The organism is Bradyrhizobium sp. USDA 3311, from assembly GCF_054062495.1.
The window spans coordinates 17,009-30,187 of the sequence record NZ_JBSSFI010000001.1; the positions used below are offsets into that span (position 1 = coordinate 17,009).

The following is a 13,179-nucleotide window of genomic DNA, read 5'->3' on the forward strand; positions in this document are numbered from 1 at the left end:
GCTCCGGACATGGCTAAACATCTGGCCCTGACGCTTAAGGAAGCTGACGCAACGGCTGATGCAGGTGTATGCCTGATGACAATTCACACCTACCCGCTTCAATATCTGGCGTGACCGGACAAGTCTGCGGCACGTAACACTGAACAGAGGAGTTCACGATGCTTACGGAGCGACACTCGAGATGAAGAAGGCGAATGAAATGCCTGTGAATGCTCCCAAGCATGCTCTCATTCTCGCCGCTGGAGTGGGTTCTCGTCTGCGGCCGCTAACGGATCTAAGTCCGAAACCCCTCGTCCAAATCCATGGCACTGCCATCCTGCACAACGCATTACGTAACCTTGGGCGCCTCGGCGTGAAACAGGTAACGATTGTTGTCGGGTATCGCAAAGAGGCGATCCAAGAAGCCTGTGGCAGTCGTTTTGGCAATGTTGCAATTAAATACGTCGAATCCTCTGTTTACGACCGCACTGGAAGCGCCTATTCGCTCTGGCTGGCGCGTGACGCTCTCCTTTGCGGAGACTCCCTTGTTCTTGAGGGCGACGTCTTCTTTGAGGAAAATGTATTGCGGCAGCTAGTCGTCAGCGAAGCGCCCAACGCGGCAGCTGTCGCTCCTTTCCATGAGTTGATGCAGGGAACGGCGGTCCTATTATCCGATCTTGGCTTCATTTCAGAATTTCGCTTGAAAGCTGTAACGCAATAAGGCGGCATCACGTAGATCGTACGAGCGACGCAGGAGAAGATTTGGTCATTGAAGAAGGCCTGAAGTTTCGGACCGATGCCGGCGAGATAGCCGGCGTCATTTGTTTTCAGCTCAAGCGCAGTGATGGTGCCGGTCCGACGAACGTTCGCAAAGCGCGGATCTGCCTGAAACGGCTGAATTGCGTGCTCTTGCATGGATGCGAGGGTTGACACGCGCGTGCGCGCATCGGAGCTCTACCAAAGATCCAGATTGGCCTTTGCGGCGGCGCAGGCAAGCGGGTTCGCGGTATATGAACTCAAATGGAAGAACGTCAAATTGCGATCGTTCGAATAGTGCGCGTCGAAAATATCAGCGCGACAGAGTGTCACTGCGAGCGGAAGCGATCCACCAGTGAGACCTTTTGAATAACAGGCGATATCTGGAGTGACGTCGGCCTGCACGCAAACAGCGTTCCGGTTCGACCCCAGCCAGCAATGACTTCATCTGCAATGAAGAGAGCGCCCCAGTCTTCGCGCAGCACCCAGGCTGGGTACATCAGCATTCCTCCCGCGCCCAAGATCAGAGGCTCCACGATGAAGGCCGCCGCCATCTCCTCCCGGCACACTGAATATAGTGCACTGAGCGTGTCCCGCTCGCGACCTGTTGCCGGGAACGGGATTGGTGTGACGTCAAAGAGAAGAGGCTCATAGGCTGCATTGAACACGCCACGGCCTCCGACCGACATCGCTCCGACCGTATCTCCATGGTAGGAGTGTTGCACCACCACAATGCGCGTCCGCCGTTTGCCGATGTTTTTCCAATAGCCCAGCGCCATCTTCAGCGCGACTTCGACACTCGTCGAACCGCTATCTGAGAAGAAGACGTGCTCAAGAGCAGGCAGCGTGAGCTGCAAGAGTTGCGCCGCAAGCTCCTCGGCTGGCTCGTGCGTATACCCAGCAAAAATAATCTGATTGAGCTTGCCCGCCTGTTCCTGGATGGCGCTGACAATATGTGGGTGACAATGGCCGTGGGTCACGACCCATCAGGACGAGATTGCATCCATGATATGTCGACCGTCGGCGGCGAGAAGGTAAGCCCCCTCACCGCGCGCGATCCTTGTCATCTCCCCTTGAAGCGCGTGTTGCGTAAACGGATGCCAAATTGTCGCACTGCGCCGGCTCATTCATCAAACCTGCAACCCCATTCGTTGATTGAGGGCCCCTCGCAATGATGAGCATCTTTGCCTTGGGATGACGGCCGTTTGCGCAAATGGGAAGCGCAATCGAACGGTGCCGAGCAGCGGAACGGCTGGGCTCCGGTCACCGCCTCGAAACCTGCGTCGCTGCGAATTGATAGAGGGACGGTTGCCATGACCGCGCTGGTGCTGACCGCGAGTTTCGATGACACATATCGAAGAATTCGATTGAAACCTTCGATTGGTGCGCCACTTTTTAGGCGGGTTATAGCCAGTGGTTTGATCACCATCAAAATGGCTGCCTGCGCGCATGAGAGCTCGCGCGCTTGTGGCTTACAATCTGCGGCGGATTCGCGTCCAGCGCGGTATTTCGCAGGAGCAACTGGCCTACGATGCAGGTGTGGATCGCTCCTATATGGGCGGGCTTGAGCGTCAACAGGCGAACCCGACAATCGATCTTCTCGATCGCCTGGCCGAGACGCTTGGGGTTGCTGTTTCCGAGCTGCTTGTTCGGCCATCCAAGGGTGCCCCCCCACCGGCTACCTTACCTAAAGGTCGCAAGCCGAAGGCGGCTCGCCGCAAAAGGACTTAGTCACGCTGACAACACCGATCTGTGATGCAGATCTTGCTCGGCACAGGACCAATATCAGTAACGCTCCCAAGAGGATTTTATGCGCAGCCGGCCCTTCACACCCGGCAATCCCGCTTGGGTTATCGAATAATGTGATAGATGTTCATTCTGGCGCTGGAGCAGACAGTGGCAGCTCAAGACGATGAGGTTCCTTTAAATGCCATCCGTGCTTTTGTGACCGTCGCGCGCGAAGGCAGTGTCACACGCGCGGCCACGACTTTGGGAATAACGCAGAGTTTCGTCAGCCGCTATTTGTCCGTACTGCGAGACTATCTTGGTGCTGACCTCATCGAGCGGCGGGGGCGGCGCAGTGATTTGACGGAATTTGGGAGGCTATTCGCAAACGCAGTTTCTGAACCGCTCGAGACAGTCGGTTTCACCGCCAAGAGAATGCGGCGGCGGGCGGCCGCTGAAACCAATCGGATTGTCGTCCGCACATCATTATCGACTTTTGCTTCTTCGCTTCTGATTCCAAATCTGCAAGAGTTCTCTGCTGAAGCGGGAGGTGTTATCGTGGACGTCGTCAGCTCCCTATCGCCGCCGACATCTTCGGATAATTACGATATTTTGATTACACGCGATCTTTCCGTCATCGAATCCGCCGACAGTTGGGAGATCTACAGGGAGGAGCTTGTATGCGTCGGCCCTCCAAATCTGGTCGCGGGAAGAGACCTTTCAATCGTTCGATCAACGCCGGTACTGAACATCACATCACGTCCCGACATCCTGCCGACATGGCTGAGGGCCATGAACCTGTCCCCAAACGACATACGAGCGGGCGCGCGGTACGATCACAATTATCTCGCTCTGCCGGCAGTCATGACAGGGAAATGCCTTCTTGTAGCACCAGAAATCATCGTCACTGATCTGGTGCGAGGGGGCGCTTTGCAAATCATCCCCGGCTCACGCACTCCAAGTGGCATGCAATATCGCGCCTATGCCATGGATCGCAGCCAGCATCCCGAGATCGCTCGCTCTTTTTGCCGATGGGTGGTTCGCCTTTGCAAGAAGACACCACTTTCGCAGACTACCTGACGCCTGCCAGGCGCCTCAATCTGATACAGCGGAGATCAACGCGTTGCCCGCTATTTGACATTTGAGTGCACTCAACTTGAGGAACCATGCGGGCTGATTCGTCAAGCCCTTGCGAAGAAAGCGTCTGTCTCGTGCAGCAATCCCGAGGTCAAAAACAACTGAGAGATCGCTACGCAAAGATGTCAGCCTATCCGCGATTGTGCTATACGAGCAAAGAATTGCTGGTGGAACGGAGGTATGCCGTTGATCTTCTAATAGCTCATGAAGTGTCATTCCTTCGTCTGCCCTTGTGGAGCAATGCGCAGCAGTCAAGGCTCGTCGAATGGTTTGGCTGCGCAGGTCGTCTGTTTTCCATCCTCGTCCAGCAATACGAGCGCTTCCAAACAAGCCTTGCCCGACGATAGCTATTTTTTTTGCTGCCATCCATCCAGTGCACGCAGCGCGAGGATCAGTTGACGCTGCTTCAAAACAGGCAAAGCAAGAGGGGGTGTTCCGAGTGGCCGATGCTCAAGCGCGCGCCACAATAGACGTGCGGCGCCCCAACTGGAGCTCGAAACTGGCGCCGAGCGGCAGATCAACGATGACAGCATATCCGCTCGCCGGAAGCTCTCTTGGTTAAAGGCGATGCTTCGCGCCCCCGAGCGGCACGATGCCATGCCATCCATCCGGCGCGCGGCGAAGCTCCCTGCCCGGCAGATTGGCGAAGTCCAGCTGGTGGCTCTTAGGCGCAATGTAGTGGGCCGCCCGCACAGCCAATACGCTGACAGCACCTCGGGCGCTCAGAACTACTTGCTTGTCGAAGGCCTCTTGTGGATCAGCAGGGAAACGAGAGCCCCCACTTTGAGTCGGAACTGGCCCGCCGCTGCGCTTGAACGTTCGCGGCGGGATAGCCGCCTATAATCCTCTTGGTAGTCGCGATGCCGGCGCAGCCACTCCCAGGCCAGTCGGCAGCTTCTGCCTTCTTGAGGCCGCTGTACCCTTCCTCGGATCTCCAGTCCTTTCTCAGAATCACCCAGGCTCGGCATCTCGCAGATGCTCGCGTCGGCCAGAACACTCTCACCATTTTTGAGCGATGCGCTAAGCCTTGAGCGCCTTCGCGCTAAGCACGCTCGCGGCGATGGCCGAATCTCGCTTCAACGAACTTGGTTTACTCGTCGGAGACGCACGCTTAAGGCCGAGCGCGATCGACCCACCGCTTGATCTTGCGACAAATTGACAATTTCCCTTCGCTACCGCGTTGCCTGATATGGCCAGGTCGGCGGCGTTGGGACCAGGGCTAAGGCCGAAGTCGGCATCACCAGAGAGGATGACATTAAGTGTGGATCGAGGAGCTGATCATCCGCCGCGCGCTTTGGAGACGGCACCAACATTGGTGCTCTTGTTTCGGTGATTGTCGAGAAATCGCAGACCGACTGGGGCTTTCGTAATCGAACCAACGGACTAACACACGGTTACAAGAGATTCCCATTCTTCACTTCTGGAGTGGGCAATGCTTCGAGGCGTTGTCGCCATGGTGCCAATGGGATTGGTCGAAGCACGGCAAGGAGCCGTCCTACTCATGGCGTTCACCCTGCGGAACACAGGTGTTGTTTAACAAAGGCCGACGGAGATCGTCGACCGAGGAAGCTCATCCGGATCAATACCGCGTTGATCTGCGCGCACTTTCTAGGAAGCTCTGGCAGGACTGGATCGAGTTCTTCCTGCTCGAGTGTCTTGGCTCCATCTTTGGCCAGGCTGCCACAGCTGCGATCCCGGAGTCCGGTGGACATCGAGCGGGTGCCGATTTTTGAACGGCACTTGTCCCAAACGCTCGGCAACTTCGACGCTCATGAGGTGGGGGCGGATCGGTCGATCGACGGCGCGCTCGATGGTGTGGAAGATCCAGGTGCCGTCCGGATCGATGTCCGACCAATGAAAGATCGGTGTCTGTTCGGATACCAAGGTCCGCCGCGCCTGCTGGGTGGCAAGCGAGGGGTATCGATGAGAAAGCGGGATACTCCGGGTAGGGATCGCATTGCGGCTCGGGCCTCGAAACGATCGAGCAGGTCGTTCAGGAGCCGATTAGCGTCCGTGAAGCGCCGGGCCATGACTACTCAGCGGCCAGAGGGGTGGCCAGTTCAACTTCGGACATCAGGTCCGGATGGATGGCCATCAGTTCGCGCTTGGCCTTCTCTTTCAGTTGCACCACGGTAGCCCTGGACTGCTCGCGGATCCGGTCCACCTCCACGATGGTGTCCATATGCTCGAGCGCGGCCACCCGCTTCTCGAACGTTGCCGCGATCACGAACTGCAGGCCGAGGTTTTTGTAAAAGCTGACCATCTGCCAGCTGGTTCTTTGCCGTCAATTTAGGAGAAGGCCTCATTGAAGATGGCCAGGGAGAAACCGGCGGGCTTGCCGGCACGACGCTCCGCGCTGCCACAGACGACGGCCAGCGAAGGGCCGATCGCAACGTAGATAGGCACCTGCTGTTCGGCGCCAGACCCGGTGCCGCGCCGCTGCTCCCAGCGGTCAACCGGCCGGTGCCGACATCATCCATGTGGATCTCGAAGGAGTAAAAGTTGCGGTGAAGTCCTTGTCGGGATCATCGAGCAATGCCTTGAGCGCAAGATCGTATCCTTGGGCGGGAAGTCATCGGGCACGTCGCCCCGGAATAACATATCGAGCGCCTCCGGAGGTTTTGGCGATCTCGATGATCCTTCAGGAATGGGCTGGGATTCCACCACTTGGGTGCGGTGGAATGAATATCGCTGGTGATGAAAGGGATGTGCGTAGAGGCTACGGTTCAACGTTTGCAGCTCCCGCTCCATCTTTCCGATCCGGGCCGTGAGCGCGTTGATGAATTCGCCGCGCAGGAGGGTAGCCGAAGCGGCTAAACTCGACGGCAAGCCGGCAGAGGAGTACGGGCTTACGGGAGGCAAGGAAGGTCTCCTGGCGCGCGTTTCAATTGCGAAGCCGACGGCGTCGCCAAGGCCGTGATGCCAATTCGACATGTCGACGAGGCTGTCTCGCCCATCATCGGCGACGGGCCTACCGAAAGCTTTGAGCGCAGATGTGCAGCCACGTTTTCCGGCGGTGAGGCAGGCGGGCTCGGGTTGGTCGCCACATGCGTCTATTCCTAGGGCGACAGGGCTGCTGCGCCTTTCGTCGCTGGCTCCGCTTGCTTCAGGCGCTCTAGGTAGGCGCGTGCGCGCGAAATCACCGCCTCGCCTACCGTGTGAGTTGATGCAGGAACGGCGGTTCTGTTGTCCAAACTTGGCTTCATTCAAGAGTCTTGCTTGGAAAAAACAGCGCGAAACCTCATCGTGGGTGGCCCGCCTCTTTACAAAACGCTGAATCTATTGAGACTCTCCGCGTCTACCCTGCGGACAGAGGTCATCCCGGCTCTAGATGATATGATCAGGGCCGGAGCTACCCAAGCATACATGGAGGAGCTTATTTCCTATCTCGTGGAAACGGGAGGCCTGCAGCTTGCTGCGGTGAGATGCGATGACCTCAGGTGGTACGAAATTGATGACCCGGAAGATCTACGTACCGCCGAGCGCATCTTCGCAAAAGTCTTTCCAACCGCCCATGGGCGCAAGTTCAAGAGCGTCACCGGAGGTTTGGTGCTGCGCCTCTTCAGGACTTGGCGGCTGCTTCTGAGGCCGGCCGAGTAACAACGCCTAAGAGCGCAACCTTGATAGGAGCTGCAACCAACGCGGCTGCCGACTGCCTCCGCAGAACGCGAGCGGCTCGTCCCGGCCTGCTGCGTGGAACACCTTCCTGAACCATAGTGCTAGCAAACAGTCTATTGCGCCCGCAGCCGCTCTGCATTGATGACCGAAGATCAGGTGTCTCCAGCACGGCACAACGGCCTAACTCATCTCAATGTCAGGAACCAGTTGCCATACTAGCGGGCAACAGGAGTCGTTCACAGAAAAAAGAAGCGGCAGGTACTTTTCCGTCATCACGACCAACAGCCGTCTTGTTTTGGACGCTAAGAGTGCCAGGCACGCTGTTCCAGCGTTTTGGATAGCTCCTGCCAAGTCATGCGATGGGCAAAGGGGAAACATAGAGTTCGATGGCGTACGTCACTTCGACGATAGTTTCTGGACGATGGCCATTTGCAAGCAGAGCGTATTTGATGGCTTGCGTTCGGTTTGCAAACAAGCCGCCGAAATTTCCGTTCCTTTCGCGGACGACCCAATTGCCGTTGCGATTTTTTCCGACAAGAACCGCTGACGGCGCGGTTTCAACAGTCATCCTATCTCCATGACGTTTTTTGTGTGGCTGGTCGCGCAAATCACAGGATGAGGCACTCGGGGTCCTCCAATTTTTGCGCTACCCAACCCAAGAGTAAGCCCAAGCCGCAATATGTAAGAGAGCTCAAAAGCTTCCCGAGGGGAAGGTGTGCGGCCTCACGCGGCGGGAGTGTGCCGATTCTGTACAGCATGTATCCTTCGCGCCACATCCCACCTCTCTCAATAGTAGACGGCAGTATTTCTTGCTTTCCCGACGATCGTCTGGCTATCGCACTTCTTCGGCACGCATTAATTGTTTGATCTATTGCTACGCGCGACCTTCATCTCACACCTCTTTTTGCACATCGTGGCCGATCGAGAGACAGCGCTGGTTATCCGAACTGATGGTCGTCCTCGATGATGAGGGATACAGCATTGGGAAGGGATTTCTCCTACCAAATCCGAAGCGGAAGTTTCGTCTTCTAACGCAACGAGTCTTCAAGGTGTGGCGACCAGCATCGAAGTTGCGATGGCATCCACTCTCCCGAAAATAATGGAAGCATCTTACTCGCGGCTTTCGCAATCAGGCGGGCAAAACGATCTCAATTCCGCGATCGAGGGTCGAATGCGTCCAGGAGCACAGAGTATTCTGCGATCGGATCGTTCAACGTGCTAGGCGGAGAGAGACCTCGTCGACGTTTAGCGAGCGGATGCGAATTACCAAAGCGTGATGGGGCAAGTTCCATAGTCTGAGTTTGAGAGCTAGTTGGCGCATTCATCTGGGGTAAAGGTGTCTAGTGCCAGGCCTATTGCGGCGCAGACTGCGTAAATGGTTCGTGCGCCAGTCTTTCTGAGCAGGTGCTTGGCAAAGACTTGTTTGGATCGGGTTCAGGTCGGGGCTAATATTTGGCCTGAAGAAGATCTTTGGTCCGCGCCGCGTCGACGGCATCAAGCGCTGCGATTTCGGTTGAGCTAAGGACTGTCTCCGGCGCAACTTAGGCTTTGCTCATGCGGATATGATGAGGAAGAAGATGCGCCGGCTGGCCATCGCTATGAGGGCAACAAACTTGGCCAATCGCTCCGCGGTCTCAAGCCTCAGCTCTTCGGCACGGCAACCCGACTTCATGACCTCCTGGGATAGTTCCGCCTTCCAGCGCAGGGCGTACCATTCGAGCTTCTCGACAGCGACGGCGAAATCTTGAACCGGCAGGTTGGTCACCAGCTTCTAGTCCATGGTCGGACGGTCCTCAGGCGGGTCGATCTCAAGGGCTTGGACGTAGCTGAGAAGCTGAGGACCGTATCGCTTCTGCTTACCGACGGGTGGTAAGCTTTGGATGGCGGCAAACTTTACGTGCATGCATGCCGCCTCATCCTGTTCGATCGCGACGTAAGGGCGTCCCGCCCAAGGGGCAGGCGAAGGCTGGGCGAAGACCCGATGAACTCCATCCCGCGGCTCTGCGCCGCGGGCGACCGATTGGTCTGCACTCGCACCAAAAAGCTCGTCCCGAGATCCTGCGGCAAGCAGAAGAGCTCGTAAGTTTGCGCCGTGAGAGCTTGGCGCGTTGTCCGCGCATCTAGACCGTCAGATCAGCGACCGGCAGGACGCTGCGCTCCTGGCGCACGGCCTGGCGCCGCTCGGGCGTCTCCCGCGCGCTGGGCTCGAACAAGGGCTCGATCCGGCGGAATGCCTCAGTGTCAGTGGCGAGATCATCGCTGGCTTTTTGCCTTGCACCTTGCGGCCCGCATTCTCCGCCAAATCAGCCATCACGAAGAACGCTTCGGCGGGCCTGGACCCACCCCCCGGTTCCAGGATCGGACCTCGTTGTGGCTTGGGTCGTAGAGCTTGCTCTGGCCGCCATAGGCATCGGCCTGGAAGACGCTGTACGACCAGATCGCGCGCGGGACCATACGTATTGCCAAAGTTCTTCAACTTGACGTTGCCTTTGAACTGATGGCGACAGGCCGGTCAGCCGAAAGGCGTCTCTTTCGGAGACTTACGAACCAAGGGCACCGTTATCGAGTGTCACCTTATCGCGGCAGGAACGTCGATGCAGAACTGCAAAACCGCTTCATCGATATTTTCAATAGCCGGATGTGCCCTGGGCTGCTCAACGAGATCCCGTTCTTCGAGCTCGATGAAGCCCGCACAAAATCGTTAACTAGGTGCCGATTTAACAATATCCCGCGGGTCAATGGTCGTCGAAATACCTGCCTCGCGCCGCCCATGCCACTCACCTCACCGCAACGAACTCCACAGTTCCCATCAACTCCGCCGAAGATCCGTTGCTCCACGCGCACCACTTGGGGTACAAGTACCGGGCTTAACCGCAACAGGATGACACTTCAGCGACGGGGCAATGTTCACGGCGGCCTATAAGAGTAGTTTTCAAACAGCGAGTCTCCTGGCGATACGAGCCTCGTCGCTGGAATACTTTCGGATTGCTCAAGTGGAGAATTGTGAATTTAACCAGCAGCATTGGAAACAGCGACTGGCAGTAAAATACCGCTTCGGCCAACGTTCATTACAGCATCGAAGCTCGCCCGAGAGTTGAATCCTGCAACCCGGCCACCGAACACATAACAATCGAGTCCATATACCATTTTTCTGATCGATCTAGTTGACAAATGAAGAGCGGTAAGCTCTCCGGGCCAGATGTACTCTTGAACAACGTAGGGCTTACTGGCCGCGTATCTGATGTGCTCATCCCAAACCTCTGAGGAGGTGAGACGCCCAACTAGGACGTGCTCACCACGCGTGGCATTTGAAGGTTTCAGAACAAGATTGTTCTTGTTCTCTCGGATGTAGCCGATAAGTTCAATCCTACGCCGCTCGATGTCGGTTGTGATTCCTGCTCTGACGAGGCGGGTCCATGGAATGTGTCGGGCAATAAGCTTCATCTGCTCACTGTCAAAATGCGAACTGTATCGATCGTCAGTAAGCACAGCAAGAATTGCCTTGTCAGAGAGTATCCACTGGCAGATCCATGGGTTTATCGTAACCACCTCTTGAGCCGCACAGGCTTCCAAGTAGTCGTTACATTCGACCGAATCGATGACGTCTCTGACATCCAATTTGTTATATACAAGGTCGATGAGTTGTCCGTCCGGCGCAGCTAAACCACGAGACGTTCGCCTTATTTCGCTAAGATCAAGCAGCACAGCTTCGACTCCAACGTCTCTTAGCCGCTTCTCTATCCAATCCGTTTCGTTGGTAAAACGGCCGCGAAAGTTAGCTATAGCGGCGGTTCTGAGGTCTCGGCCAGTCTCTTCGCGATGAGCAAGCATCAGCTCCCGGACAAAGCAGTGCGGATCCCTAACTAGGGGCTGCTTACCCACGTTGAATGCCAGGCCATGTGTCAGTGGATTGGCAACATGGCTCCAAACATTAGCGATTAGACCGGTCTGAATAACACCTCCCGGCCCCTCGGTATTTGTTTCGATTATTTTGTAATGCCCATCGCTACTGAATAGGCCGTCCAATCGGCATATTCTTACAATCGGTCGATGCTTTGGCAGACAAACGATGAAACGAAGCAAATGTTTATAGGCGGGAAATAGATCTTGCACTTCAGGATTTCGGCAATACAGTTGGGCAGCGGCATCGAGAAGCTTGACCATGCTCTCCGCGATAGTGATCAGATCATTTTCCAGCCTGGATCCTATGACAAGCGGCCGAAGACATGCGGGACAAGCTTGTCCCTCAAAATGTATGCCTGCCTCTGCAATTGCACTAGTCAGCTCGTCTTGCGCCCTCCAGATCGGCTCCGAATCGTAAGTTGCGGCCTCACTAAGTCGACGCTCAATTTGCACATCAGCCTCGCTGGGTGAAGGTACCGATGCAATCGCGGCTGATCCACCCCCCATCTGAATTGACATAGGCAACTCCCATCTAAACTGATCTGATTGTGAAGCCCTGTTTAAGCAGGATATGCAGAACATTGCTAAGTAGACGGTGATCAGCAACCACCAGGATGGGTAGGTTCGAAGCTCCATGTCCTTCGGTAAGAGACTTGTCGGAGGCCGTTTTGACACTTATCGCCTAGTGTGCGCGTGTCCCAGTTCACGGTCTGGCCAATGTCCTTCGTTCATTCGAAGCTTGCGAAAGAGATATGCGATGGGTGGACCTACTGGCGAGCCGCGAAATATGCAGGTTCTAGAAGAGCTGGAGTCAAACGTTCGCTCATACTCGCGTTCCTTTCCGACTATCTTCAGCCGAGCGCGCGGCTCTATTATGTTAACAGAGGGTGGTCGAAAGATCATCGACTTCCTCTCCGGTGCTGGAGCACTGAACTACGGCCACAACAATCACGGGTTCAAAGCTGCTATAATGGATTATCTCGCGACCGATTCCGTTGTGCACGGGCTCGATATGGCCACTCCCGCGAAGCTCGAATTTATGCAGACTTTCAGCTCCGTCATTCTTCGGCCAAGAGGTCTGCAGTACCGATTCCAATTCACGGGGCCAACTGGCGCAAATGCTATTGAGGCAGCTTTAAAACTCTCCCGCAAAGTCACAGGGCGCCACAACATCATTTCCTTTTCGAATGGATATCATGGCATGAGCTTAGGAGCGATTGCTGCCAGTGGTAATCGTTTCTATCGAGCGGCGAGTGGTGTTTCTTTAGCTGGCGCAACTTTTATGCCTTACGATGGCTATCTTGGGCCAAGTGTTGATACGGCTGACTACTTGCGAAAAGTATTGATGGACCAGAGTAGCGGCATCGATTGTCCAGCCGCCATTCTAGTGGAAACTGTGCAGGGGGAAGGCGGCATAAACGTAGCTCGCAAGGAATGGTTGCAATCAATTCAGGCCATAGCAAACGATGTTGGCGCTCTATTCATAGTTGACGATGTCCAGATGGGCTGTGGTCGCACCGGGGAATTCTTTAGCTTCGAATTCGCGGCATTGTCGCCAGATATTGTCGTGCTGTCGAAGTCTCTGAGCGGATACGGTTTACCGCTATCACTGCTATTGATCAAAGAGGCACACGACGCATGGCGACCTGGTGAACACACAGGGACTTTTCGAGGAAACAACCTTGCTCTCGTCACGGCAACGGCGGCAATAAATGCATATTGGAGCACGGAGAACTTCTCCCTGGAAATTCAACGCCTCGGAGCATTTATGCGGCGTCGGCTTGAGGCTATTGCATTCAAGTGCGGAAATGGCTTTGCGGTTCGAGGGCGGGGCATGGCATTGGGACTTGACTGTCAAACCGCCGCAGCGGCTGAGGCTACGACGCGCAGGGCATTTGAGAAAGGATTGGTTCTTGAACGGTGCGGCCCCCTCGATCAAGTCATAAAGTTTCTTCCTGCACTCACTATCGATCTTGAGACGCTGACTCGGGGTCTCGATATCTTCGAAGAATCGCTAACCGAGGTGGTTCAAACAAGTCTGAAGTGGCAGTGACGTGATGT

12 protein-coding genes and 3 pseudogenes are annotated in these 13,179 nt (G+C 55.8%); 5 read left to right on the forward strand and 10 right to left on the reverse strand.

The window, feature by feature from the left end; all coding sequences use genetic code 11:
• Positions 1-199: 199 nt before the first annotated feature.
• Positions 200-685, forward strand: a pseudogene (locus ACVWW6_RS00060) (phosphocholine cytidylyltransferase family protein); the annotation flags it as partial.
• Here ACVWW6_RS00060 and ACVWW6_RS00065 read toward each other — a convergent pair.
• Positions 685-1,862: pseudogene (locus tag ACVWW6_RS00065) on the reverse strand (adenosylmethionine--8-amino-7-oxononanoate transaminase); the annotation flags it as partial. The pseudogenes ACVWW6_RS00060 and ACVWW6_RS00065 sit on opposite strands and share 1 nt — an antisense overlap.
• Before the next feature lie 322 nt (positions 1,863-2,184).
• Here ACVWW6_RS00065 and ACVWW6_RS00070 point away from each other — a divergent pair.
• Positions 2,185-2,466, forward strand: a complete 282-nt coding sequence (locus ACVWW6_RS00070) for a helix-turn-helix domain-containing protein (protein ID WP_456679832.1) — start codon at positions 2,185-2,187, stop codon at positions 2,464-2,466.
• 138 nt (positions 2,467-2,604) lie between these two features.
• A complete protein-coding gene (locus ACVWW6_RS00075; RefSeq protein WP_456679833.1) occupies positions 2,605-3,540 on the forward strand; it encodes a LysR family transcriptional regulator in 936 nt (311 codons plus the stop codon).
• Positions 3,541-3,555: 15 nt separating this feature from the next.
• Here the strand turns inward: ACVWW6_RS00075 and ACVWW6_RS00080 are convergent, their stop codons facing one another.
• From ACVWW6_RS00080 to ACVWW6_RS00100, 5 genes are all read right to left on the reverse strand, one after another.
• A complete protein-coding gene (locus ACVWW6_RS00080; RefSeq protein WP_456679834.1) occupies positions 3,556-3,963 on the reverse strand; it encodes a hypothetical protein in 408 nt (135 codons plus the stop codon).
• Between the two features lie 362 nt (positions 3,964-4,325).
• A complete protein-coding gene (locus tag ACVWW6_RS00085; RefSeq protein ID WP_456679835.1) occupies positions 4,326-4,565 on the reverse strand; it encodes a transcriptional regulator domain-containing protein in 240 nt (79 codons plus the stop codon).
• Positions 4,566-5,205: 640 nt separating this feature from the next.
• Complete coding sequence (locus tag ACVWW6_RS00090) at positions 5,206-5,481, reverse strand: Wadjet anti-phage system protein JetD domain-containing protein (protein WP_456679836.1); 276 nt, start codon at positions 5,479-5,481, stop codon at positions 5,206-5,208.
• 148 nt (positions 5,482-5,629) lie between these two features.
• Positions 5,630-5,860 (reverse strand): hypothetical protein, encoded by a 231-nt coding sequence (locus ACVWW6_RS00095; protein WP_456679837.1) that lies wholly within the window; start codon positions 5,858-5,860, stop codon positions 5,630-5,632.
• 26 nt (positions 5,861-5,886) lie between these two features.
• Positions 5,887-6,003, reverse strand: coding sequence for a hypothetical protein (locus ACVWW6_RS00100; RefSeq protein WP_456679838.1), 117 nt, complete (start codon positions 6,001-6,003; stop codon positions 5,887-5,889).
• A gap of 780 nt (positions 6,004-6,783) precedes the next feature.
• On the opposite strand from ACVWW6_RS00100, the gene ACVWW6_RS00105 reads away from it, so the two are divergent.
• Positions 6,784-7,197: a hypothetical protein gene (locus ACVWW6_RS00105; RefSeq protein ID WP_456679839.1), complete on the forward strand. Its 414-nt coding sequence runs from the start codon at positions 6,784-6,786 to the stop codon at positions 7,195-7,197.
• Between the two features lie 370 nt (positions 7,198-7,567).
• Here ACVWW6_RS00105 and ACVWW6_RS00110 read toward each other — a convergent pair whose 3' ends face one another.
• The 4 genes and pseudogenes from ACVWW6_RS00110 to ACVWW6_RS00125 form a co-directional block, all read right to left on the reverse strand.
• Entirely contained in the window at positions 7,568-7,783 is a 216-nt protein-coding gene (locus ACVWW6_RS00110) for a hypothetical protein (protein ID WP_456679840.1), read from the reverse strand.
• 984 nt (positions 7,784-8,767) lie between these two features.
• A complete protein-coding gene (locus ACVWW6_RS00115) occupies positions 8,768-8,980 on the reverse strand; it encodes a hypothetical protein (RefSeq protein ID WP_456679841.1) in 213 nt (70 codons plus the stop codon).
• Between the two features lie 358 nt (positions 8,981-9,338).
• Positions 9,339-9,639: pseudogene (locus tag ACVWW6_RS00120) on the reverse strand (IS66 family transposase); the annotation flags it as partial.
• A gap of 585 nt (positions 9,640-10,224) precedes the next feature.
• Positions 10,225-11,637, reverse strand: a complete 1,413-nt coding sequence (locus ACVWW6_RS00125; protein ID WP_456679842.1) for a hypothetical protein — start codon at positions 11,635-11,637, stop codon at positions 10,225-10,227.
• Positions 11,638-11,905: 268 nt separating this feature from the next.
• Between ACVWW6_RS00125 and ectB the strand changes: the two genes are divergently transcribed.
• Positions 11,906-13,171, forward strand: coding sequence for a diaminobutyrate--2-oxoglutarate transaminase (ectB, locus tag ACVWW6_RS00130; RefSeq protein ID WP_456683099.1), 1,266 nt, complete (start codon positions 11,906-11,908; stop codon positions 13,169-13,171).
• Positions 13,172-13,179: the final 8 nt, after the last annotated feature.